This window comes from Streptomyces sp. NPDC047000 (assembly GCF_040644295.1).
GTDB lineage: Bacteria > Actinomycetota > Actinomycetes > Streptomycetales > Streptomycetaceae > Streptomyces.
Genome location: NZ_JBEYWE010000008.1, coordinates 139,941 through 162,227, shown reverse-complemented (window position 1 = coordinate 162,227; position 22,287 = coordinate 139,941). Strand labels below are relative to the sequence as shown.

The following is a 22,287-nucleotide window of genomic DNA, read 5'->3' as shown; positions in this document are numbered from 1 at the left end:
CGGAGAGGTCGGCGCCGGCCGCGGACCCTGCCGGACCGGTTCACGGCCGGTGCCGGCGGTCCTGCCGACGGTGACTGACGGATCGCAGCTCATTGTTACCTATACTCACAATGAACCGCATCCTGTTATTGTTCCCGCATGACCTCCCCGGACAGCGACGCCCTGCTCGCCGAGCAACTGCTGCGTCTCACCCGCCGGGTGCACCGCATCCAGAAGCGTCATCTGGAACAGCGCGACCTGGGCATCACCCCGGCCCAGTCCCGGCTGCTGCGCACCCTTGCGCACTACGGCTCGCCGCCCCGCATGGCAGATCTGGCCGAGCGGCTGGAGGTGGTGCCCCGGGCCGTGACGACGCTGGTCGACGGCCTGGAGGCGAACGGCAAGGTGCGCCGGGCCCCCGACCCGACCAACCGGCGGGTCATCCGCATAGAACTCACCGAGGACGGCCGCAGGGCGCTGCGCGAACTGCGCGGCGCACGCCGGTCGGCGGCGGAGGAGATCCTGGCGCCGCTGACCGACGAACAGCGAGCGGTGTTCGGCGGCCTGCTGGACACCCTGATGGACGGGGACGCCGCCCGCCTCTGCTGACCCCGGGCACCCCGTGCGCGCCGGGCGCACGGGCCGCTCAGGGTCTTCCGGCCGGCTCCCGCCCCGGCCGCGCGGTCCGCCGACGCGCCGCCCGCCTGCCCCCGGTGCACCGCCGCGCACCGGTCCGCGGCGGCATCGCGCTCCGGATGATGGGACAGGGATCCGGGGGCGGCCGGACCTGCACGGCGGACAGCCGGTGCGGTGCGCCGACGTGACGGTTCCGTGCGCCGCTGTGGAAAACCGTTTGATTTCGTCGGCGTCCCGGCGCCAGTCTGTCAGCTCGCCGCCACCCGCCCCGCGGCGTCCCCCTCCCGTTCCCCTCCCCCTGACACGACGAGCCACTGGGACGTCATGCAGATCCAAGACCTACCGTTCTCCGACCCCGGTGTGCCGGACACGCGCTCGGGTCCCCGGTTCCTGTGGTGGCTGGGCCGGAACCAGCTGGGCGGCCAGTTCAGGTCGCTGGCCTGGGGGCTGGTGCACTTCATCGCTGTCTCCGGCCTCCCGTTCCTCGTGGGCCGTGCCGTGCAGGCGGTGGTGGACCGTTCGGGCACCCGGCTCGCCCTGACCGGCGGTCTGATGGTGCTGTGCGGCGCGGCGATCGCGCTGGGCGACACCTTTCTGCACCGGGCCGCGATCACCAACTGGATCACTGCCGCGGCCCGGGTCCAGCAGCTGCTCGCCCGCAAGGCCGCCGGGCTCGGCTCCGCCCTCACCCGGCGGGTCGCGGCCGGTGAGGTGGTGGCCGTCTCCACCGGTGACGTCGAGAAGATCGGCTGGTTCGTGGAGTCCGTCTCCCGTTTCACCGCCGCCGCCCTGACCGTCGTGGCGGTCTGCGTCGCCCTGCTGGTCTACCAGCCCGCCCTCGGCGTGATCGTCGCCGTCGGCCTGCCCGTGATGGCCCTCGCGGTGCTGCCGCTGCTGCCCCGCGCCACCCGGCGGGCCGACCTGCAGCGCGAGAAGGCGGGCCGCGCCACCGAACTGGCCTCGGACACCGTGGCCGGGCTGCGGGTGCTGCGCGGCATCGGCGGGGAGGAGCTCTTCCTCGACCGCTACCGCCGCGCCTCCCAGGAGGTCCGCCACGCCGCCGTGCGCAGCGCCCGGATGTGGTCTCTCATCTCCGCGATCCAGGTGCTGATGCCGGGACTGCTGCTGATCGCCGTCGTGTGGTACGGCGTCCGGCTGGCCCGCGAGGGCCGGATCGGCGTGGGCGAACTGGTCACCGTCTACAGCTCGGTGATGGTCCTCACCTATCCTTTGCGGCATTTCGAGGAGATCGCCATGGCGTACTCCTTCTCCCGCCCGTCGGCCCGGCGTGCCGCACACGTGCTGTCGCTGGAGCGCCCCACCGGCGCCGGGGGCGGGGGCGCGCGGGGGGCGGAACCGCCGTCCGGCAGCGATCTGTACGACCCCGCCACCGGTCTGCTGGCCCCCGCGGGCCTGCTCACCGCGGTGGTGTGCGGCGACCCCGACGCGGCGGGCCGGCTCGCGGAGCGGCTCGGCGGGCACCCCGCGGAGGGCGGCCCGTCGGTCCTGCTGGGCGGTGTACCGCTGGACGGGCTCCCCCTGGACACGGCCCGCAGGGCCGTCCTCGTCCAGGACAAGGACCCGGTGCTGCTCTCCGGTTCGCTGCGCGAACTCCTCGACGTGCCCGCCTCCGGCGGCGTGGGCGCCGGGGACGCGCTGGCCGCCGCACACTGCGAGGACGTCCTCGCGTCGCTCGTCGAGGGGTCGCTGGACGCCGCCGACCCGATGGACGCGCGGATCACCGAGCGCGGCAGATCCCTGTCGGGCGGCCAGCGCCAGCGGCTCGCGCTGGCCCGCTCGCTGCTGACGGACCCGGAGGTCCTCGTGCTCGACGAGCCGACCTCCGCGGTGGACTCCCATACCGAGGCCCGGGTCGCGGAGGGCGTACGGCGGCTGCGGGCAGGACGCACGACGGTCGTGTTCACCTCCTCACCGCTCCTCCTGGACCGCGCCGACCGGGTGGTGCTCGTCCACGCGGGCGAGGTGCGGGCGGTGGGCACGCACCGCGAACTGGTCCGCGCCGAGCCGCGGTACCGGGCGGTGGTGACCAGGGAGACCGGCGCCGAGCCCGGCGGCACCGCGGACGACGCGCCGGACACCCTGGAAGAGCTGGAGAAGCTGGAAGAGATCGAGGAAAGCGCATGATCGGCGTCGCACCACCGGTGTACGACCCCGCGGCGCCGACGACGGCGACCACACTGCCCGTCGGCGGCCCCGCGACGGTGCGCGCCTACGTGGCCGAGCTGCTGCGCAGACACCGCCGTGCCTTTGTGCTGCTCATCGCGGTGAACACGGCCGCGGTGCTCGCCTCGATGACCGGTCCGTGGCTGCTGGGCGACCTCGTCGAGCGGGTGTCGCACCCCGCGCGCGAGCTGCGCCTCGGGCCGACCGTCGCGGTGTTCACGGCAGCTCTGCTGGTCCAGGCCGTCTTCGTACGGCAGGTACGGCTTCGGGGCGCGGTTCTCGGCGAGCGGATGCTGGCCGACCTGCGCGAGGACTTCCTGGTGCGCTCGGTCGGGCTGCCGCCGGGCGTCCTGGAGCGCGCGGGCACCGGCGACCTGCTCTCCCGCATCACGACGGACATCGACCGGCTGGCCAACGCCATGCGGGAGGCCGTGCCCCAGCTCACGATCGGCGTGATGTGGGTGGTGCTGCTGCTGGGCGGTCTCGTGGTCACCGCCCCGCCGCTGGCCGCCGCGGTGCTGCTGGCCGTACCGGCGATGGTGATCGGCTGCCGCTGGTACTTCCGCCGGGCACCGTCCGCGTACCGTTCCGAGGCCGCGGGATACGCGGCCGTGGCCGCCGCCCTCGCCGAGACCGTGGACGCCGGACGCACCGTCGAGGCCCACCGTCTCGGGCGCCGCCGTGTCGAGCTGTCTGAGCGGCGGGTCAAGGAGTGGACCGCCTGGGAGAACTACACGCTGTGGCTGCGGTCGGTCCTCTTCCCGGTCATCAATCTCACCCATGTGACCGTCCTCCTGTCCGTGCTCATGGTCGGCGGGGTGTTCGTCCTGCACGGCTGGGTCGGCGTCGGCCAGCTGACGACGGGCGCGCTCATCGCGCAGATGCTCGTCGATCCGGTGAACCTGATCCTGCGCTGGTACGACGAACTCCAGGTGGCGCAGGTGTCGCTGGCCCGTCTGGTCGGCGTCCGGGACATCGAGCCGGAGGCGGGTGACGCCGGACCGGCGCCGGAGGGCCGGCAGGTGCACGCGGACCGGGTGCGTTTCGGCTACCGCGAGGGTGTCGACGTACTGCGCCGGGTGTCCCTCGAGGTGGCGCCCGGCACCCGGCTGGCCCTCGTCGGGCCCTCGGGGGCCGGCAAGTCCACGCTCGGGCGGCTGCTCGCCGGGATCTACGCGCCCCGGGAGGGGCGGGTCACCCTCGGCGGCGCCGAGCTGTCCCGGATGCCCGCCGAACGCGTCCGTGCGCATGTCGCCCTGGTCAACCAGGAGCACCACGTCTTCGTGGGTCCCCTGCGCGACAACCTGCTGCTGGCCCGCACGGACGCCACGGACACCGAGCTGTGGGCGGCACTCGGCGCGGTCGACGCGGACGGCTGGGCGCGGGCTCTGGACGACGGGCTCGACACCGAGGTCGGCTCGGGCGGACTCGCGCTCACTCCGGCCCAGGCCCAGCAGGTCGCGCTGGCCCGGCTGGTGCTGGCCGACCCGCACACGCTGGTCCTGGACGAGGCGACCTCCCTCCTCGATCCGCGTGCGGCACGCCATCTGGAACGGTCCCTGGCCCGTGTCCTCGACGGCCGCACCGTGGTCGCCATCGCCCACCGGCTGCACACGGCCCACGACGCCGACGTCATCGCCGTCGTCGAGGACGGCCGCATCTCCGAAGTGGGCAGCCACCGGGAACTGGTCGACGCGGAGGGCGCGTACGCGGCGCTGTGGAGATCCTGGCACGGGTGAGCCGGCGGCCGGGCGGCGCGCGGCGGGACACCTCGCGGCGGGGCGCCCTGCCGCGGGGCCGGGAAACGGCGGGGGACCGCGGCGGTCCGGAACGCGGCGGTGCGGACCTGCCGTCCGCGGTGTGCCCCCGCGGCCGTTCGGCCGGGACGCGGGCCCGGGTCGTCACCAGCGGGCGCAGGCGGCACGCGGTGACGTTGCGCGAGAGCGATCCCGGGTGGAAGGCTGGAGACGGCACCGGCTCGGGAAACGTCCGCGGGCCCAGCGGTCCGGCCACGGGGACGGTCGGTGTCCCGGGAGCCGGCGGGCCCGCCGCGGGCCGTGGCGACGGCCCCGTCCCCACCATCTGGAGGTAGCCGTGAACAGCGTCGAGGGATGGGGTGACGACGTCTACCAGCCCGACGGGTCCGAGATCCGCGAGGACTCGGGACTGCTCGACGTGGAGGACACCCTGGAGAACGACGGGGTCGATGATCCTCTCGACCGCGGCTGGTCCCCGCCCGAGCGGCCCTGGGCCGTGGAGCGCCCGGACGTGACGGCCGCGGAGCGGTTCCGTGGGGAGACCCTCGACCAGCGGCTCGCGGAGGAGGTGCCCGACATCACGGCACCCGACGGTGACGGCATCGGTGACTGTCCGGGCTCGGACGGCGAGGCCCTCGACAACGAGGTGGGCGCCCTGCGCTCGGGCCGTCTGGTGGCGCCCGACGAAGGGGCGCACGAGGACGACGAGAGCGCGCTGATCGCCACGGACGTCGGCATCGACGGCGCGGCCGCCTCCGCCGAGGAGGCCGCCATGCACATCGTGGACGAGGACTCCCTCTCCGGCTGACCACGGCCGGCCCGCACCGGCTGGAGGGGACGCACGTCCGGTACGGCCCGTGCCCCGGGCCGTACCGGACGTGCGGACCGTACCGGACGTGCCGGTCAGATCACATTGAGCGCGGCCGCGCAGCCCACTCCGCCGAGCACCATGAACACCGGCATGAGCACCTTGATCTCGACCCAGCTGCCGGCCCGGAAGCGCATGCCCTTGGGCGGGCCGATCGGGTACCAGCGCTTGCGGCCCAGCGGTATCGGCCACAGGATCGGGCAGCCCGAGACGGTCAGCGCGTCCCCGACGCAGTGCACCAGCGACCCCAGGAAGACCGGCAGGCCCAGCCACAGGTACCCCTGGCCCGGCTGGGAGAAGAGCCAGTCCGAACCGTTGCCCGGCTTGTCCAGGGTGCCCGCGAGGATCCACGCGCTGGTCGCCGCCAGCAGCCACACCAGGACGTCGCTGCTGGAGCCGCGGGCCGCCCGCCACAGCAGGCCCTCGATGGCGAGCACCATGAACACGAACAGGATCGCCAGCACCGCCCACCGGCCCCCGGCGATCGCCGCCGCCGAGCACACCGCTCCGGTCAGCACCGCCCAGAGCCAGGTGTGCGTGAGCGTGCGGTGACCGCCCGAACGGCGCGGGTCGCCCGGCTTGCGCGTCGACTTGTAGGCGGCGTAGGACAGTTTGTCCACCACTTCGCAGAGCCAGGTCGACACGGGGCCGAAGGCGCGGGAGATCGTGGCGGCCTTGTGGTCGAGGTCCGGGGCCAGTGCGGCGCCGGCGCATATCAGCGCGCCTACCAGCAGCACCGGCCAGGGCATCGTGTGACCGGCGGCGGCCGCGGCCGCTCCGACCCCGAGCCAGGCCGCGGCCCCCGACAGTGAGTGTGCTGGTCCCATCATGGCCGTTGCCCGCCCTATTCCTCGTGTACCGCTGTCCGGTTGACCGGGTGCGCCGATGCTGTGTCGGCGGGACAGCGTACCCGTCATGATCGTCGTACCGACATCCGATTCCCCTCAGGGGGACGACGGCAGGCAAGATGGGGGCGTGACCCTCATCGATCAGCTGCCGCCGACCGCCGACCCAGACGCCCTCTACGAAGCCTTCGAGTCGTGGGCGCAGGAGCGGGGTCTCACGCTCTACCCCCATCAGGAGGAGGCGCTGATCGAGGCGGTGTCCGGCGCGAACGTGATCGTGTCGACGCCCACCGGATCGGGAAAGAGCCTGATCGCGGCGGGGGCGCACTTCGCGGCGCTGGCCCGCGACGAGGTCACCTTCTACACGGCACCGATCAAGGCCCTGGTGTCGGAGAAGTTCTTCGAGCTGTGCAAGCTCTTCGGCACCGAGAACGTCGGCATGCTCACCGGCGACGCGTCCGTGAACGCGGACGCGCCCGTCATCTGCTGCACGGCCGAGGTGCTCGCGTCGATCGCGCTGCGCGACGGCAGGGCCGCGGACGTCGGCCAGGTCGTCATGGACGAGTTCCACTTCTACGCGGAACCGGACCGGGGCTGGGCCTGGCAGATCCCGCTGCTCGAACTGCCCCAGGCCCAGTTCGTCCTGATGTCGGCCACCCTCGGTGACGTCTCCTTCTTCGAGAAGGACCTCGCCCGCCGCACCGGCCGGCCCACCTCCGTCGTCCGCTCCGCGACCCGCCCGGTGCCGCTCTCCTACGAGTACCGGCTCACCCCGATGACCGAGACGCTCACCGATCTGCTGGAGACCCGGCAGGCACCGGTCTACATCGTGCACTTCACCCAGGCGCAGGCCGTGGAACGCGCACAGGCCCTGATGAGCATCAACATGTGCTCGCGCGAGGAGAAGGACCAGATCGCCGGGCTCATCGGCAATTTCCGCTTCACCACCAAGTTCGGCCGCAACCTGTCCCGCTACGTCCGGCACGGCATCGGTGTCCACCACGCCGGGATGCTGCCCAAGTACCGGCGGCTGGTGGAGAAGCTGGCGCAGGCCGGTCTGCTGAAGGTGATCTGCGGGACGGACACGCTCGGCGTGGGCGTCAACGTGCCCATCCGCACGGTGCTGTTCACCGCCCTGACCAAGTACGACGGCAGCCGCGTCCGCACCCTGCGGGCCCGGGAGTTCCACCAGATCGCGGGGCGGGCCGGGCGGGCCGGGTTCGACACGGCGGGTTTCGTCGTCGCGCAGGCGCCCGAGCATGTCATCGAGAACGAGAAGGCGCTCGCCAAGGCGGGCGACGACCCGAAGAAGCGCCGCAAGGTGGTCCGCAAGAAGGCGCCCGAAGGGTTCGTCGGCTGGACGGACAACACCTTCGAGAAGCTGATCGCCTCCGAACCGGAGCCGCTGACCTCCCGCTTCCGGGTGACGCACACGATGCTGCTGTCGGTCATCGCCCGCCCCGGCAACGCCTTCGAGGCGATGCGCCGGCTGCTGGAGGACAACCACGAGCCGCGCAGGCAGCAGCTGCGCCACATCCGGCGCGCCATCGCGATCTACCGGTCGCTGCTGGACGGCGGCATCGTCGAGAAGCTCGACGAACCCGACGCCGAGGGCCGTGTCGTCCGCCTCACGGTCGACCTCCAGCAGGACTTCGCGCTCAACCAGCCGCTGTCCACGTTCGCGCTCGCCGCCTTCGAACTGCTGGACCCCGAATCGCCGTCGTACGCACTGGACATGGTGTCGGTCGTGGAGTCGACGCTCGACGATCCGCGGCAGATCCTCGCCGCCCAGCAGAACAAGGCGCGGGGCGAGGCGGTGGCCGCGATGAAGGCGGACGGCGTCGAGTACGAGGAGCGCATGGCGCGCCTCCAGGACGTCACCTACCCCAAGCCGCTGGAGGAGCTGCTCTTCCACGCCTACCACACGTACCGCAGGAGCCACCCCTGGGTGGGCGACCACCCTCTGTCGCCGAAGTCCGTCGTCCGGGACATGTACGAGCGTGCGCTGTCGTTCACGGAGCTGGTGTCGCTCTACGAACTGGCGCGTACCGAGGGCATCGTGCTGCGCTACCTCGCCAGCGCCTACAAGGCGCTCGACCACACGATCCCCGACGACCTCAAGTCCGAGGACCTGCAGGACCTGATCGAGTGGCTCGGCGAGACGGTGCGCCAGGTCGACTCGAGCCTGCTGGACGAATGGGAACAGCTCGCGAACCCGGAGGAGATGACCGCCGAGGAGGCCCAGGAGAGGGCCGACGAGGTCAAGCCGGTGACCGCCAACGCGCGCGCCTTCCGTGTCCTGGTGCGCAACGCCATGTTCCGCCGTGTCGAGCTCGCCGCTCTGGACCAGGTGGACGAACTGGGCGAGATGGACGCCGAGTCCGGCTGGGACGCGGCGGCCTGGGGCGAGGCGATGGACAAGTACTGGGACGAGTACGAGGAGCTGGGCACCGGCCCCGACGCCCGCGGCCCCAAGCTGCTCATGATCGAGGAGGAGCCGCAGAACGCGCTGTGGCGCGTCCGGCAGATCTTCGACGACCCGAACGACGACCACGACTGGGGCATCAGCGCGGAGATCGACCTGACGGCGTCGGACGCCGAGGGCCGTGCGATCGTCCGCGTCACCGATGTCGGCCAGCTGTGAGCCGAGGAGAGCTTCGCCCATGACGAACCCGGCCGAGAGACTCGTCGACCTGCTGGACCTCGAGCGGATCGAGGTCGACATCTTCCGTGGCCGAAGTCCGCAGGAGTCGCTGCAGCGGGTCTTCGGCGGCCAGGTGGCCGGGCAGGCGCTGGTCGCCGCCGGACGCACCACGGACGGCGAACGACCGGTGCATTCCCTGCACGCGTACTTCCTGCGCCCCGGGCGCCCCGGTGTGCCGATCGTGTACCAGGTCGAACGGGTCCGGGACGGGCGCTCGTTCACGACGCGCCGGGTCGTCGCCGTACAGCAGGGCCGCACGATCTTCACTCTCACCGCCTCCTTTCACCGGCCCGAGGAAGGGCCGTTCGAGCACCAGCTGCCGCCGGCCCGCCAGGTGCCGGACCCGGAGTCCCTGCCGACGGTCGCGCAGGAGATCCGGGAGCATCTGGGCGAGCTGCCGGAACAGCTCGAGCGGATGGCGCGCCGTCAGCCCTTCGACCTCCGGTACGTGGACGGGCTGCGCTGGAACGCCGAGGACGTCAAGGGCGCCGAACCGCGCAGCGCGGTGTGGATGCGTGCGGTCGGCCCGCTGGGCGACGATCCCCTCGTGCACACCTGCGCGCTCACCTACGCCAGCGACATGACGCTCCTCGACGCGGTCCGCATCCCGGTCGAGCCGCTGTGGGGTCCGCGGAACTTCGACATGGCCTCGCTCGACCACGCCATGTGGTTCCACCGTCCGTTCCGCGCGGACGAGTGGCTGCTGTACGACCAGGAGTCACCGATCGCGACGGGCGGCCGGGGTCTGGCCCGCGGTCGCATCTACGATCTGCGGGGTCGGCTGCTGGTCTCGGTGGTCCAGGAGGGCCTGTTCAGACGGGTGTAGGACACCGGCCGGGCACGGCCGCGCCCTCTCTCCCGGCGCCGGCCGGGTCACGCCGTCGTGCGGCGGGGCACTCTGCGGCGCAGCCGGTCCAGCAGTCCCCGTGAGCGTCGCGGGGACCGTTCCGGTCGGCTCTCCGGGAGCACGCGGGCTTCCCGCCGTTCCGGTCCCGTCGTCGCGCCGGTGTCCGTCCGCGGCGCGGGCGGCACCGCCCGCGCCGCGGGACACGGCACGGGCCGCTGCGTACGGGCCTCCCGCAGGGCCTGGGCGAGGTCGGCGCTCAGCCAGTCGATCTCGTCCGGTGCGTCCGCCGTCATGAGCGTCCCGGCGAGCCGGGCGGCGGGGGATCCGGGTGCGCCGTGGGCGGGCGGTTGTGGACGGAGGCGGAGCAGTCGGGCCAGCTCGCCGGGATCCCCGACGAGGTCCGCGAGCCGCGCGGGGGCGAGGAAGGCCGCGACGGCCCCGGCTCGCTGCCAGGGGTCCTGGGCCTGCCGCAGCAGAAAGCCGAGATGGCGTGCGCGCCAGTTGCGGGGCCGCAGGTCGAGGCCCCCGGCCGGCTCGGCCCGCGGTCCCTCGGAGAGCCGGCCGGTCAGCAGCCGGGCGGCGTCCTGCCGGGTGGTGAACCGGGACAGTTCCTCGACGAGATACAGCCAGACCACGGTGCGGTAGCGGTTCAGACAGAACGTCGCGGGCACCAGCAGGCCCAGGCGTGCCAGACGGGTGAAGCGGGCCCGGGGCACCCCGAGTACGGCCGCGGCCTGGGCCGTGCCCACGACCCGGACACTGTCGCGCAGCGTGCTGGGGAAGCCGTCCGCCGAGCGCAGCCGGTCGATCTCGGCGCGGGGCACCCGGCGGCCCCGGGCTCCTTCACCGGGTACGGTGCGGATCCGTCCGAGGCGCACGCCGAGGTCCGGTTCGCTGCGTCTGAGGCCCAGTTCCCGGGCCGCACGGCCCGGGGCGTGGGCGAGGTGGTGCGGGCGTGTGACGGTGTCACCGGACATGGTCGGTCTCCCCCGTGGAGTGAACGGCCCGCGCCGTGTGCGCCGGGCTCCGGGAAAAACCGTAGCCGCACCCGCGACATCCGTGGCGGCCCTGTGGACAACTCCACGGTCGGGCGAAAACGCGCAGGTCAGAAGTCCGCGAAGGGGATGTTCTCGGGCTGGCGCGCATCCACGTCGAGGTGTTCGCCGACGCGGTTGACGAGAAGTGTCATCTCGTAGGCGATCTGACCGATGTCGGTTTCCGCACCGCTGAGCACGCACAGGCAGCTGGCGTTGCCGGCCGCGGTGACGAACAGGACGGCGTCGTCGTACTCGATCATCGTCTGGCGTACCCGGCCCGCGCCGAAGTGGCGGCCCGAGCCTTTGGCCAGGCTGTGCAGTCCCGACGCGACGGCGGCGAGGTGTTCCGCGTCCTCGCGGCGTAATCCGGTGCTCGCGCCTGTCACGAGCCCGTCGTTGGACAGCACCAGCGCGTGCCGTACGTGTTCGACACGTGCGGTCAGGTCGTCCAGCAGCCAGCCGAGTTTCTGGTTCTGTGCCATGGTCCGCTCTCCCCGTGAGACGTCTCCCCCGGCCCGGGGGAACTCGCCGCCAGCCTTCCCCACGTCGGGCGCCCGGGCAAGGAGGACGGAGTCATGGTCCGGAAGACGACCCACGGCGAGCGGCGGACGTTCGTCCCCCGGGGCACCCCGACCGGTCCTCTCCCGGTCCGGCCGGCTCGGGCGGCGCGGCTGTCCGGGACGGTGCGATCCGGCACGGTCGCGCACGCTCCGGTGACGGACCGGGAGCGTTTGGGGCGCCGGTACGGGATCATGCGTCGTATGAGCGACGACCACACGCACGTGCAGGAGTTCTTCGGCGCCCGCGCGGCCCACTGGGACAGCCGGTTCCCCGACGACGGTCCGGCCTACGCCGCCGCGGTCGCCGCGCTCGGACTGTGCGCGGGCGACCGGGTGCTCGACGCGGGCTGCGGCACGGGGCGGGCGCTGCCGCCGTTGCGCGCGGCCGTGGGGGCGTCGGGAGTCGTCGTCGGCGCCGATCTGACACCGGCCATGCTGGAGGCCGCCGTGCGGGCCGGCCGGGACCGTGCGGGGTGGCTGCTGCTGACCGATGTCGCCGCGCTGCCGCTGCGTTCCGGGTCGCTGGACGCCGTGTTCGCGGCGGGTCTCGTCGCACATCTGGCGCATCCGGCAGAGAACCTGAGGGAGCTGCGCCGGGTGGTGCGGCCCGGCGGCGCACTCGCGCTGTTCCATCCCGTCGGCCGGGCCGCGCTCGCTGCCCGCCAGGGGCGCCGCCTCACCCCGGACGACCTGCGCGCGGAGGCGAACCTCCGCCCGCTGCTCGCCGGTTCGGGATGGCGCATGACGTCGTACACCGACGAGGACGACCGGTTCCTGGCCCTGGCCGTCCGGGAGGACTGAGGGTTCCGTCCCGGGCAGGTGCGGCCGAGGGGGCTCCGGGCGCCGGCGTGGTCCCGGGCGAACCCGTGGGCGGCGGCGGGCGGCGGATCGGTACGCCGCGTATTGCACACCTCGTGACAACCGTGCCGGGTCCGCAATAGGGTGCGCGCCGTTGGACGAACCCCTGGGGAGGCTGGGATGGCCGGGACGGACGAGGACGCCGCCGTCACCGCCGCCGACGACGCGCTCTATGTGCTGACGGCGGTGCTGCTGACGCCCGCGCAGTTCCCGAGCGTGCTCGGCGACGACTATCCGGAGGCCTGCGCGGCACTCGGGCTGGCGCCGCTGACCGGCGGGTACGGACTGGTGATCGGACAGGACGGCGACGGTGCGCGCTGGACGGTGGTCGTCGACGACGTGTCGCTGGTCGCCGTCGCCATCGCGTCGTGGGACTGCGGGATGGAGTACGACCTGTCCCCCGGCGAGCGCACGGTGGTCGCCGCTCTTCCCGGCTGGCCCCTCGCGGTGGCCGTCGCCGCCCCGGGCGTTCCGGCCCCGCACGACCCCGGCCCCGATCTGGCGGACGGTCCCGTGCTGTCCCCGCCGGACACCGGCACCTGGGGGCCCGCGCAGCGCCGGCTGGGCGCCGACGAGATCGCACTGCGGTGGGCGGTGTGGCGGGAACAGATCGACGACGGCCTCTTCCTCCGCCGGCCCGAGCAGGTGTCCGGCGCCTCGGAGGACGCCTCGGGGACGCGGGACACCGGCCCGGAGGACGGTGACGGCCGCGCCGGCGGGAGCGGCGCCGGAAACGGACCGAGCGGCGGTACCGCGCAGGGCGAGGACGGGGTACCGCACGGTCACAGCGGCGTCCGGCGGGTTCTCGCCGAGGCACGCGCGTACGTGGATCGCCCGCCGCCCCCGGGCAGGGTCCGCTCCTCCTTCGCCCCGGGCGAGGCCCGGACCCTGCGGGCCGACGGTCCCGGCTGGTCGATGGTGGCCAGGACCGACGACATCGCCTTCGTGCTGCTCGACGACGAACCCGGCGAAGTGCTGCCGGTGGGCCGGGGTCCGCAGTTGCCCGGACTGCTGGAGGCCCTCGACAGACTGGCCGTGCGCCCCAGTTGAACCCGTGCGGGTCCGCCGGACGCGGCTGTCATGCCGTGCGGACCCTCTCCGAGAGGCCGGGGGCGGCCGGGACACTGCGGGTCAGCGGCCGATCTCCTTGCGGGTGACACGGCGCAGCCTGCGGCGCTGAGCGGGGTCCAGGGTGAGATAGGCGGCTGCCGGGACCCCCAGAACGATCAGGAGTGCGGCCCACCAGGGCAGCCAGATGAGCAGGATGAGACCGGCCGCCACTCCCCCTGCGGCGATCTTCGCGTTCTTCGACATGAGCGTCGCCTCCTTCGCGGCCACTGCCGCTCTCTGATGGGAGAACGGCCGCATGCCCGTCGCGGTTCCGGACCTCGTCCCTGAGACAACCCTGAGGTCCGTCCCCTACTGGTAGGACGCCCGGCAGGCCGGAAAGGATGATCCGCCGAGCGGGTGACGCCGGGTGTTCACCCCGCCGTCGTGCGGCGTTCCGGACGGAAGCCAACTCTGTTCGTTGTCACCGTTTTTGAGCACTGGAGGCCAGATGTCCCCGTACGCCACCGGCCGGCGCCGCGTCCACCGTTCCGTAGCGGCGGGTGTCCCCCTCGCCGTGCTGGCAGCCCTGGTGGCGGCCGCTCCGGCCTCCGGCGCCGGTCGGACAGACGGCGGTGAGGGCGCGTACGTCACCCGCCGGGCGACGCTCGGCGACATCCCGCTGGGGTCGTTCAGCAACGCGCTGCTGCCCGGGTCGGTGGCCGACGACCGGGGCATCGACCTCGGCGGCATCGGCAGCGACATCTACCCGGCGGGCCGCAAAGGTGAGTTCTGGACGGTCACCGACCGCGGGCCCAACGGCCAGATCAAGGTGGACGGCAAGAAGCGCCGCACGTTCCCGGTGCCGGGCTTCGACCCGGCGATCGTGAAGATCAAGGTGTCCGGCAGCTCGGTGAAGGTGCTCGACGCCGTTCCGATCACCACGGCGTCCGGCAGGGCCGTCACCGGGCTGCCCGATCAGGCCGGCCGCGACGAGGCACCGTACTCGTACGACGCCGGCACCCCGCTGTCGTACGACCCGGACGGTCTGGACACCGAGGGCATCGTGCGGGCCGCCGACGGCTCCTTCTGGCTCGTCGACGAGTACGGGCCCTCGCTCGTCCATGTCTCCGCCGGGGGCAGGGTGCTCACGCGTTACGTGCCCAAGGGCCTGAACCTCACCGGTGCCGGCTACCGGGTGGTGGAGGCGCTGCCGTCGGTCCTGCTGCACCGGAAGATCAACCGCGGTTTCGAGGGCCTGGCCCAGTTGCCGTCCGGGGATCTGGTGATCGCGCTGCAGAGCCCGCTGTCCCTGCCCGACGCGAACGCCGGGGACGCCTCGCGGACCACCCGTCTGCTGCGTTTCTCGCCGCGGAAGCAGGCGGTCACGGCCGAGTACGCGTACCGGTTCGACCCGGTCGACGTGGTCGACCCGAGCGAGGACGACACGTCCGAGCTCAAGATCTCGTCGGTGGTCGCCGTGGGCGGTGACCGGTTGCTGGTGGAGGAGCGCACCGACAAGGCGGCCCGGCTGCAACTGGTGCGGCTGGACCGCGGGTCGGACATCCTCGGTGGCCCCTGGGACGACGACACCACGTCCCCGTCCCTGGAGCAGCTCGCGGACCCGGCGGCCTCGGGCGTGCCGGTGCTCGGCAAGCGGCTGGTCGTGGACCTGGGCACGGTCCCCGGTGTGCCGGGGAAGATCGAGGGTGTCGCGCGTGTGGACCGCGACACGATAGCGGTCGTCAACGACAACGACTTCGGCATGACGGACGGCGCGGGCGCGTTCGACGCGCAGGGCCGACTGGTCGACAGCGGCATCGAGACGGCGGTGACGTACGTGCGGCTGCCGCACGGCATCTGACGGCCTCCGGGAGCGGGCGCCTTCAGGGGCGCCCGCCGCCCAGCACGAACGGGACGAGCGAGTCGAGATCGCTGGGCAGTTCGCTGGGCGGCTTCGTCGACGCCCCGCTCGGCAGCTCGCCCGACGCCCCGCTCGGCAGCCCTGAGGGCAGTGCGCCGGGAAGGCCGGTCGACAGCCTGGTCGGCGGTGCCGAAGGCGGTTCACCGGACGGCTCCGCCGGCAGGCTCGGCGAGAGTTCGGGAGAGGGGCCGGTACCGGCGTCGCTCCGCGCGGGTGGCCTGCCGTCCGCGGATCCACCGCCCGCCGATGTCATGAACAGCACCGCGGCGACGGCCGCCACGGCGACCAGCGCCGCCACCACGAGCAGCAGCGGGCCCGGGCGCCGCCCGGTACTCGGAGGTCCGGGCGGCTGCGACGGCAGGGACGGCATGTTCATGCCGTCAAGGATCTCCGGGCGGCGCCCGACACGCGACCCCCGGGCGGAGGTCGATATCCGCCGGTGCCGGGCTCGGGACGGTTTCGGGTCGATCGGGAAGCCTGCCGGAGAGCAGCCGGACCGGCCCCTCGCGGGGACCGGTCCGATGATGTGTGATGACGCGTACGCGCGCGCTGCCGGCAGCAACGGCGGCGCGCGCGTACGCGCGTGGGTCAGCCCCGGGCGCCGAGCAGGTGGTCCATGGCCAGCTGGTCGAGGCGCTCGAAGGCCATGCCGCGTGCCCCGGCCGCCTCGACGTCGAAGTCCTCGAACGCCGAGCGGTCGGCGAGCAGCGCCTGAAGACCGTCCGCGGCGGTCGGCTGGGTCAGCTCGTCCAGACGCGAGGCGCGCAGCGCCTCCTGGACCTCCGGGTCGGCGCGGAAGGCGGCGGCGCGCTCCTTCAGCATCAGGTAGTTGCGCATGCAGCCCGCGGCGGACGCCCAGACGCCGTCGAAGTCCTCGGTCCGCGGCGGCTTGAAGTCGAAGTGCCGCGGGCCGGTGTAGCCGGCGGTCTCCAGCAGGTCGACGAGCCAGAAGGCGGCCCGCAGGTCGCCGGCGCCGAAACGCAGGTCCTGGTCGTACTTGATGCCGGACTGACCGTTGAGGTCGATGTGGAAGAGCTTGCCCGCCCACAGGGCCTGGGCGATGCCGTGCGGGAAGTTGAGCCCGGCCATCTGCTCGTGGCCGACCTCGGGGTTGACCCCGTAGAGCTCGGGACGCTCGAGGCGCTCGATGAACGCCAGCGCGTGGCCGACGGTGGGCAGCAGAATGTCGCCGCGCGGCTCGTTCGGCTTCGGCTCGATCGCGAAGCGCAGGTCGTAGCCCTGCGAGGTGACGTACTCGCCGAGGAGGTCGAAGGCCTCCTTCATGCGGTCGAGGGCGACCCGCACGTCCTTGGCGCCACCGGACTCGGCACCCTCACGGCCGCCCCAGGCGACATACGTCTTCGCGCCGAGCTCGACCGCGAGGTCGATGTTGCGGATCACCTTGCGCAGCGCGTAGCGGCGCACGTCGCGGTCGTTGGCGGTGAACCCGCCGTCCTTGAAGACCGGGTGGGTGAAGAGGTTGGTGGTGGCCATCGGCACGGTCATGCCGGTGGACTCGAGGGCCTGGCGGAAGCGCTTGATGTGCGCCTCGCGTTCGGTGTCGGAGGACCCGAAGGGGATCAGGTCGTCGTCGTGGAAGGTCACTCCGTACGCGCCGAGCTCGGCCAGGCGCTGCACCGACTCGACCGGGTCGAGGGCGGGGCGGGTGGCGTCGCCGAAGGGGTCCCTTCCCTGCCAGCCGACGGTCCACAGGCCGAAGGTGAACCTGTCCTCGGGGGTGGGCTGGTAGTTCATGCCGCGGCTCCTTGCTTGCGACTATTTCGTCAGGGCGGTTTACAAATTAGTATGCCGACGCATCTCTGGGAAGGGACCGTGGTCCCGAAGAGGTGCTGCCCGGGACGTCCAGGTCCCGGGCATCCTGGAAAACTGCAGGTAGATCCCGCAGAGCCGCGGAAAAAATTAGGGAGAGCCCGATGTCAGCAGCCGAGGGTCCGCTCGTCGTCGGCGTGGACTCGTCCACCCAGTCCACCAAGGCACTGGTCGTGGACGCGGCCACCGGGCAGGTCGTGGCGAGCGGCCAGGCGCCGCACACCGTCACCTCCGGGGCAGGCCGGGAGAGCGATCCGCGCCAGTGGTGGGACGCCCTGTGCGCGGCGCTGGAGCAGTGCGGCGACGCCGCGCGCGAGGCCGCCGCCGTGTCGGTCGGCGGCCAGCAGCACGGCCTGGTGACGCTGGACCGGCACGGCGAGCCCGTGCGGCCCGCTCTGCTGTGGAACGACGTGCGCTCCGCCCCGCAGGCGCGCCGGCTGATCGACGAGCTGGGCGGCCCCAAGGCATGGGCGGACCGCACGGGCAGCGTGCCCGGTGCCTCGTTCACGGTGACGAAGTGGGCCTGGCTGGCCGAGCACGAGCCGGACGCGGTCCGGGCGACCGCGGCGGTACGGCTGCCGCACGACTACCTCACCGAGCGCCTGACCGGCCAGGGCACCACGGACCGCGGCGACGCCTCCGGCACCGGCTGGTGGGCGTCGGCGACCGAGACCTACGACGAGGAGATCCTGCGGCACGTCGGCCTCGACCCCGCGCTGCTGCCGCGCGTGGTGCGGCCCGGCGAGGTGGCGGGAACGGTGCGCGACAGCCACGACCTGCCGTTCGCCAAGGGCACCCTGGTGGCCCCGGGCACCGGTGACAACGCCGCGGCGGCCCTGGGTCTCGGGCTGCACCCGGGGACGCCGGTGCTGAGCCTCGGCACGTCGGGCACGGTCTACGCGGTTTCCCGGCGCCGACCCGCCGACCCGACCGGCACCGTCGCGGGCTTCGCCGACGCGCACGGCGACTGGCTGCCCCTCGCGTGCACCCTGAACTGCACGCTCGCCGTCGACCGCGTCGCGGCCCTGCTCGGCCTGGAACGTGAGGCGGTGGAGTCCGGCACCTCGGTCACCCTGCTGCCCTACCTCGACGGCGAACGCACCCCGAACCTGCCCCACGCGTCGGGACTGCTGCACGGCCTGCGCCACGACACGACGCCGGGACAGCTGCTCCAGGCGGCCTACGACGGGGCCGTCCACTCGCTCCTCGGCGCCCTGGACCTGGTCCTGGACGAGGACGCGGACCGCACCGCTCCGCTGCTGCTGATCGGCGGAGGAGCCCGGGGCACGGCCTGGCAGCAGACCGTACGGCGGCTGTCGGGCCGCCCGGTCCAGGTGCCCGGGGCCAGGGAACTGGTCGCCCTCGGCGCCGCGGCACAGGCGGCCGGACTGCTCACCGGCGAGGCCCCCGCGGCGGTCGCCCGCCGCTGGAACACCACCGCGGGCCCGGTCCTGGACGCCGTGGAACGCGACGAGGAGACGCTGGCCAGGATCTCCGGGGTACTCTCCGACGCGGCCCCGCTCCTGGACCGCGACGGGGACACCCGCTGACGGTACGTCCGACGGGACGGACCGCACCGGGTGTACGCCATCGACGAGGACTGAGGGAGGCATGGCCGCACCGCCGCACGAGACCCGTCCCGCCGGGCCCGGCCGCGCACTGCCCGACACCCAGCAGGGCATGCGCCGCCGCAACCTCGCCCGGGTCATGCACACCGTCAGCGCCGAGGGACCCCTGTCCCGGGCCGCCGTGGCCTCGCACATAGGACTGACGCGAGCGGCGGTCTCGACCCTGGTCGACGAGCTGATCCGTTCGGGGCTGCTGGAGGAACTCGGCCCCGAGCGGCCCGGCCGGGTGGGCCGGCCCGGGTCCGCGCTCGCCGTCAGCGGGCGCGGACCGGCCGGGATCGGCGCGGAGGTCGGGGTGGACCATCTCGCGGTGTACGCGGTCGACCTGCGCGGCGAGGTGCGGGCCCGGGCCGTGCGGCACGTCGCCAACCGGGGCCGCTCCCCCGAACCGGTCGTCGGCGAACTCAGCGCGCTGATACGCCGGGTCGTCGCCGACGCCGAGCGCGAGGGCCTGTGGCCCGCGGGCCTCGCGGTGGCCGTGCCGGGTCTGGTGGCCGGTGACGCCCGTACGGTGGTGCGCGCACCGAACCTGGGGTGGCACCGCACCGATCTGGGCGCCCTCCTGCCCGCCGGGTATCCGCTGGCCGTGGACAACGAGGCCAACTTCGGTGCCCTCGCCGAACTCTGGCTGGGCGAAGGGACCCCGCGCGACTTCCTGCACGTGTCGGCGGAGATCGGCATCGGCGGCGCGGTCGTGGTGGACGGCCGGCTGCTGCGCGGGACGCGCGGGTTCGCGGGCGAGCTGGGACATGTACCGGTCCGGCCGGAGGGCCCGCCGTGCGCGTGCGGCGGGCGCGGCTGCCTGGAGCAGTACGCCGGTGAGGAGGCCGTGCTGCGCGCCGCCGGCCTGGAACCGGGCGGGGACCGGGTCGGTCTGCTCGCCGCGCGGGCCACCGAGGGCGACGAGGCCGTACGGCGGGCCCTGAGCGAGGCCGGCAGGGCGCTCGGGATCGCACTGACCGGGGCCGTCAATCTGCTCGACCCCGAGGCGGTCGTGCTCGGCGGCGAGCTGGCCGGTGTGGCGCCGTGGCTGTTGCCCTCGCTGGAGGCCGAGCTGGCAGGGCGGACGGCACTGCCCGCAGTGCCGGTGTCGGTGTCGCGGCTGGGCCCCGAGGGTCCGCTGCTGGGGGCCGCCCACTCCGTGGTGCGCGGGGTGCTGGACGATCCGGCGGCCGTGGCGGAACGGGGCTGAGGGCCGCGGGTCCGGGAGCAACGCACCCGGAGAAGGGCTGAGTTCACCCGTTCGAGTGGCAGAGTTGTCCACACTCCGGGAGCCGTCCACCGGACCGTGTCATGTCCTTCTGCCCGGCCCGCGGTCGTCGTACCGTGATACGCACGAGACCCCGCCGCAGCGTGAGATGACGGGGCGTCACCCGCGGCCGGACGGTCCGCCGCGGACCCGGCACAGCGGGACACGGCAGGGCACGGCCGGTTCCCCTCAGGGGAATTCACCGGATCGGACTACGCGCGTTCGCAACTCCCGCCGTCGCGCCAGCGTTCTCCCCACGTACGGCGCCGTCCCCGCCCCACCCCAGAAAGGTCATCGCTCACGATGAACACGACGACGGACACATCACGACCGTTGCCGGGCAGGCGACGGCTCCTGAAGGCGGCGGCCCTCGCCGTCGTCCCGTACGCACTGCTCCCGGACGCACGGGCCGGTGCGCAGCCCCAGCCGGTCGACTACCCGCTCGCCGAGTGGCAGCCGGCGAGCACGTCCAACTACACCGTTTCCAGCCGTCCCAAGTCCTATCCCCTCGATCATGTGATCATCCACGTCACCCAGGAGACCTATCCGAGCACTCTGTCGATCTTCCAGAACCCGCAGAAGCAGGTGTCCGCGCACTATGTCGTGCGCTCGGCCGACGGGCATGTCGCCCAGTGCGTCCGCGAGGCGGACGTGGCCTGGCACGCGGGCAACTGGGACTACAACACCCGCAGCATCGGCATCGAGCACGAGGGTTGGGTCGACCGGCCCGCGTACTTCACCGACGCGCTCTACGAGCAGTCCGCACTGCTCACCGCTGCGGTCTGCGACACGTACGGCATTCCGAAGGACCGGGCGCACATCCTCGGGCACTACGAGGTCCCGGGCACCGACCACACGGACCCCGGCCCGAACTGGGACTGGACACGCTACATCAGACTGGTCAACGCGGTCTGAGCCGAGGACGACCGGGAGCGGTCCGCCGCGGTACACCCGAAGGAGTGCGGTTTCTGAGCCGTTGGCGCGTCATTGGCGCACTGTGACCCCCGGCCGCCACCGTGCCCTGGTGCACTTCCCCCTGCATCCTGCGACAGTCGACGCGACCTCAGGGGAATCGATGACGCTACGTCAGAAGTGCTCCACGGCAGGCAGAACGGCGCTGGCCAGAACGGCGCCGGCGGTCCTCACGGTGCTCGGTACGGTGATCGGCACGGCCCTGGCGGGGGCGGCACCGGCCGACGCCGCGGCGGGCACCGAGATCGCGCCGGGGGTGACGTACGAGCAGTTCGACATCCTCGCGGCCAGAGGCACGACACACGCCCACGTACTGAGCGTGGACCTGCGCAACCGGCAGGTGCGGCTCGATCTGCTCCACCCGGGAGCGGTGGCCGCCCGTGCCACCGTCTCCGCGCTGGCCCGCTCCGCGGGTGCCGTGGCCGCGGTCAACGGCGACTTCTTCGACATCACCGAGACCCAGCATCCCGGCGTGGCGGCGACGGGCGCGAGCGACGGCCCGGCGATCGCGAGCGGGCGGGTGCTCAAGGCGGCGGTACCGGACGGACAGCGTTTCGGTCCCGCACTGCCGCCCGGCACCACCACGAAGGACGTGCTCGGCGTCGGCACCGACCGCCGGGCCCGGCTGGACCGCCTCACACTGAAGGGGTCGGTCCGCGCGCCGGGGATGCGGTTGCCGCTGGGCGGGCTCAACCAGTTCGCCCTGCCGGTCGGCTCGGTCGGCGCGTTCACCTCGCGCTGGGGCGGCGTCTCCCGGGCCCGCGCCGTCTGCGGCACGGACACGGACCGGGCGGCGCCGTGCAGCACCGACACCTATGAGGTGACGGTCCGGCACGGGCGGGTGGTGTCGGCCTCGGCGGCCCCGGGCAGCGGTGCCATCGCGCGCGGCACCACCGTACTGGTGGGGCGTGAGGCGGGGGCGCGGAAGTTGCGGAGACTGTTCACCGGCGAGCATGTGACCGTACGGCAGCGACTGGTGGCCTCGGCGTCCCGGGGGGCGTACCGCTTCGCCGTCGGGGGCTTTCCGGTCCTCCGGCACGGGCGGCCACTGCCCGGCCTCGACACCACCGCCTCCGCGGTCCGTACGGCGGTGGGCGTCGCGGACGGCGGGCACCGTCTGCTGCTGCTCGCGCTGGACGGCGCGCCGGAGTACCGCTCCGGACTGACCCTCGCCGAGGTGGCGGTCGTCCTGCGGTCACTGGGCTCGTTGGACGGCTTCGGCCTGGACGGCGGCGGGTCGTCGACGCTGGTCGCCCGGCAGCGGGGAGCGTCGGCCGTCTCGGTGCGCAACCATCCGTCGGGCGGCGCGGAACGGCCGGTGCCCAACGGCATCGGGGTGTTCTCCACGCCCTGACACGGGCA

General features: G+C 73.2%; 19 protein-coding genes. 13 read left to right on the top strand and 6 right to left on the bottom strand.

Going from position 1 to position 22,287, the window contains the following annotated elements:
• Window positions 1-138 precede the first annotated feature (138 nt).
• From ABZ862_RS15810 to ABZ862_RS15795, 4 genes are all read left to right on the top strand, one after another.
• Window positions 139-588, top strand: coding sequence for a MarR family transcriptional regulator (locus tag ABZ862_RS15810; protein WP_360957794.1), 450 nt, complete (start codon window positions 139-141; stop codon window positions 586-588).
• A gap of 351 nt (window positions 589-939) precedes the next feature.
• Window positions 940-2,760: an ABC transporter ATP-binding protein gene (locus ABZ862_RS15805; protein WP_360957792.1), complete on the top strand. Its 1,821-nt coding sequence runs from the start codon at window positions 940-942 to the stop codon at window positions 2,758-2,760.
• Entirely contained in the window at window positions 2,757-4,538 is a 1,782-nt protein-coding gene (locus ABZ862_RS15800; protein WP_360957789.1) for an ABC transporter ATP-binding protein, read from the top strand. The genes ABZ862_RS15805 and ABZ862_RS15800 overlap by 4 nt, the downstream gene beginning before the upstream one ends.
• Before the next feature lie 355 nt (window positions 4,539-4,893).
• Window positions 4,894-5,364: a DUF5709 domain-containing protein gene (locus tag ABZ862_RS15795; RefSeq protein WP_360957786.1), complete on the top strand. Its 471-nt coding sequence runs from the start codon at window positions 4,894-4,896 to the stop codon at window positions 5,362-5,364.
• Window positions 5,365-5,459: 95 nt separating this feature from the next.
• On the opposite strand, the gene ABZ862_RS15790 is transcribed toward ABZ862_RS15795, so the two are convergent.
• Window positions 5,460-6,254 (bottom strand): metal-dependent hydrolase, encoded by a 795-nt coding sequence (locus ABZ862_RS15790; protein ID WP_360957783.1) that lies wholly within the window; start codon window positions 6,252-6,254, stop codon window positions 5,460-5,462.
• Between the two features lie 145 nt (window positions 6,255-6,399).
• Between ABZ862_RS15790 and ABZ862_RS15785 the strand changes: the two genes are divergently transcribed.
• Window positions 6,400-8,913 (top strand): DUF3516 domain-containing protein, encoded by a 2,514-nt coding sequence (locus ABZ862_RS15785; RefSeq protein ID WP_360957780.1) that lies wholly within the window; start codon window positions 6,400-6,402, stop codon window positions 8,911-8,913.
• 19 nt (window positions 8,914-8,932) lie between these two features.
• On the top strand, window positions 8,933-9,799 hold the full coding sequence (locus ABZ862_RS15780; RefSeq protein ID WP_360957777.1) for an acyl-CoA thioesterase II: 867 nt from the start codon (window positions 8,933-8,935) through the stop codon (window positions 9,797-9,799).
• A 47-nt stretch (window positions 9,800-9,846) separates the two neighbouring features.
• Here ABZ862_RS15780 and ABZ862_RS15775 read toward each other — a convergent pair whose 3' ends face one another.
• Both ABZ862_RS15775 and ABZ862_RS15770 read right to left on the bottom strand, forming a co-directional pair.
• Window positions 9,847-10,797 carry a DUF6397 family protein gene (locus tag ABZ862_RS15775; RefSeq protein ID WP_360957774.1) on the bottom strand — a complete coding sequence of 317 codons (951 nt, stop codon included), beginning with the start codon at window positions 10,795-10,797 and terminating at the stop codon, window positions 9,847-9,849.
• 128 nt (window positions 10,798-10,925) lie between these two features.
• Entirely contained in the window at window positions 10,926-11,339 is a 414-nt protein-coding gene (locus ABZ862_RS15770) for a roadblock/LC7 domain-containing protein (RefSeq protein ID WP_360957771.1), read from the bottom strand.
• 279 nt (window positions 11,340-11,618) lie between these two features.
• Here ABZ862_RS15770 and ABZ862_RS15765 point away from each other — a divergent pair, with 279 nt between their 5' ends.
• Together ABZ862_RS15765 and ABZ862_RS15760 are read left to right on the top strand one after the other, a co-directional pair.
• Window positions 11,619-12,218, top strand: a complete 600-nt coding sequence (locus ABZ862_RS15765; RefSeq protein WP_360957768.1) for a class I SAM-dependent methyltransferase — start codon at window positions 11,619-11,621, stop codon at window positions 12,216-12,218.
• Between the two features lie 177 nt (window positions 12,219-12,395).
• Complete coding sequence (locus ABZ862_RS15760; protein ID WP_360957766.1) at window positions 12,396-13,325, top strand: hypothetical protein; 930 nt, start codon at window positions 12,396-12,398, stop codon at window positions 13,323-13,325.
• Between the two features lie 81 nt (window positions 13,326-13,406).
• Here ABZ862_RS15760 and ABZ862_RS15755 read toward each other — a convergent pair whose 3' ends face one another.
• Window positions 13,407-13,589, bottom strand: coding sequence for a hypothetical protein (locus ABZ862_RS15755; protein ID WP_360957763.1), 183 nt, complete (start codon window positions 13,587-13,589; stop codon window positions 13,407-13,409).
• A 244-nt stretch (window positions 13,590-13,833) separates the two neighbouring features.
• On the opposite strand from ABZ862_RS15755, the gene ABZ862_RS15750 reads away from it, so the two are divergent.
• Window positions 13,834-15,186, top strand: a complete 1,353-nt coding sequence (locus tag ABZ862_RS15750; RefSeq protein WP_360957760.1) for an esterase-like activity of phytase family protein — start codon at window positions 13,834-13,836, stop codon at window positions 15,184-15,186.
• A 22-nt stretch (window positions 15,187-15,208) separates the two neighbouring features.
• On the opposite strand, the gene ABZ862_RS15745 is transcribed toward ABZ862_RS15750, so the two are convergent.
• Both ABZ862_RS15745 and xylA read right to left on the bottom strand, forming a co-directional pair.
• Complete coding sequence (locus ABZ862_RS15745) at window positions 15,209-15,622, bottom strand: hypothetical protein (protein ID WP_360957757.1); 414 nt, start codon at window positions 15,620-15,622, stop codon at window positions 15,209-15,211.
• A gap of 212 nt (window positions 15,623-15,834) precedes the next feature.
• Complete coding sequence (xylA, locus tag ABZ862_RS15740) at window positions 15,835-17,001, bottom strand: xylose isomerase (RefSeq protein ID WP_360957754.1); 1,167 nt, start codon at window positions 16,999-17,001, stop codon at window positions 15,835-15,837.
• 179 nt (window positions 17,002-17,180) lie between these two features.
• Between xylA and xylB the strand changes: the two genes are divergently transcribed.
• The 4 genes from xylB (at window position 17,181) to ABZ862_RS15720 (ending at window position 22,279) form a co-directional block, all read left to right on the top strand.
• Complete coding sequence (xylB, locus tag ABZ862_RS15735) at window positions 17,181-18,626, top strand: xylulokinase (RefSeq protein ID WP_360957751.1); 1,446 nt, start codon at window positions 17,181-17,183, stop codon at window positions 18,624-18,626.
• A 61-nt stretch (window positions 18,627-18,687) separates the two neighbouring features.
• A complete protein-coding gene (locus tag ABZ862_RS15730) occupies window positions 18,688-19,896 on the top strand; it encodes an ROK family transcriptional regulator (RefSeq protein ID WP_360957748.1) in 1,209 nt (402 codons plus the stop codon).
• A 360-nt stretch (window positions 19,897-20,256) separates the two neighbouring features.
• Complete coding sequence (locus tag ABZ862_RS15725; RefSeq protein ID WP_360957745.1) at window positions 20,257-20,868, top strand: N-acetylmuramoyl-L-alanine amidase; 612 nt, start codon at window positions 20,257-20,259, stop codon at window positions 20,866-20,868.
• Between the two features lie 160 nt (window positions 20,869-21,028).
• The gene (locus ABZ862_RS15720) at window positions 21,029-22,279 is read left to right on the top strand and encodes a phosphodiester glycosidase family protein (RefSeq protein WP_360957742.1); all 1,251 of its coding nucleotides are present in this window, start codon (window positions 21,029-21,031) and stop codon (window positions 22,277-22,279) included.
• The last annotated feature ends 8 nt before the right edge of the window (window positions 22,280-22,287 follow it).

What these genes read in the sequence shown, in the direction of transcription:
- ABZ862_RS15810 (WP_360957794.1), top strand. Translation starts at nt 139, where the DNA reads ATGACCTCCCCGGACAGCGACGCCCTGCTCGCCGAGCAACTGCTGCGT.
- ABZ862_RS15805 (WP_360957792.1), top strand. Translation starts at nt 940, where the DNA reads ATGCAGATCCAAGACCTACCGTTCTCCGACCCCGGTGTGCCGGACACG.
- ABZ862_RS15800 (WP_360957789.1), top strand. Translation starts at nt 2,757, where the DNA reads ATGATCGGCGTCGCACCACCGGTGTACGACCCCGCGGCGCCGACGACG.
- ABZ862_RS15790 (WP_360957783.1), bottom strand. Translation starts at nt 6,254, where the DNA reads ATGATGGGACCAGCACACTCACTGTCGGGGGCCGCGGCCTGGCTCGGG.
- ABZ862_RS15780 (WP_360957777.1), top strand. Translation starts at nt 8,933, where the DNA reads ATGACGAACCCGGCCGAGAGACTCGTCGACCTGCTGGACCTCGAGCGG.
- ABZ862_RS15775 (WP_360957774.1), bottom strand. Translation starts at nt 10,797, where the DNA reads ATGTCCGGTGACACCGTCACACGCCCGCACCACCTCGCCCACGCCCCG.
- ABZ862_RS15770 (WP_360957771.1), bottom strand. Translation starts at nt 11,339, where the DNA reads ATGGCACAGAACCAGAAACTCGGCTGGCTGCTGGACGACCTGACCGCA.
- ABZ862_RS15765 (WP_360957768.1), top strand. Translation starts at nt 11,619, where the DNA reads ATGAGCGACGACCACACGCACGTGCAGGAGTTCTTCGGCGCCCGCGCG.
- ABZ862_RS15760 (WP_360957766.1), top strand. Translation starts at nt 12,396, where the DNA reads ATGGCCGGGACGGACGAGGACGCCGCCGTCACCGCCGCCGACGACGCG.
- ABZ862_RS15755 (WP_360957763.1), bottom strand. Translation starts at nt 13,589, where the DNA reads ATGTCGAAGAACGCGAAGATCGCCGCAGGGGGAGTGGCGGCCGGTCTC.
- ABZ862_RS15750 (WP_360957760.1), top strand. Translation starts at nt 13,834, where the DNA reads ATGTCCCCGTACGCCACCGGCCGGCGCCGCGTCCACCGTTCCGTAGCG.
- ABZ862_RS15745 (WP_360957757.1), bottom strand. Translation starts at nt 15,622, where the DNA reads ATGAACATGCCGTCCCTGCCGTCGCAGCCGCCCGGACCTCCGAGTACC.
- xylA (WP_360957754.1), bottom strand. Translation starts at nt 17,001, where the DNA reads ATGAACTACCAGCCCACCCCCGAGGACAGGTTCACCTTCGGCCTGTGG.
- xylB (WP_360957751.1), top strand. Translation starts at nt 17,181, where the DNA reads ATGTCAGCAGCCGAGGGTCCGCTCGTCGTCGGCGTGGACTCGTCCACC.
- ABZ862_RS15730 (WP_360957748.1), top strand. Translation starts at nt 18,688, where the DNA reads ATGGCCGCACCGCCGCACGAGACCCGTCCCGCCGGGCCCGGCCGCGCA.
- ABZ862_RS15725 (WP_360957745.1), top strand. Translation starts at nt 20,257, where the DNA reads ATGAACACGACGACGGACACATCACGACCGTTGCCGGGCAGGCGACGG.
- ABZ862_RS15720 (WP_360957742.1), top strand. Translation starts at nt 21,029, where the DNA reads ATGACGCTACGTCAGAAGTGCTCCACGGCAGGCAGAACGGCGCTGGCC.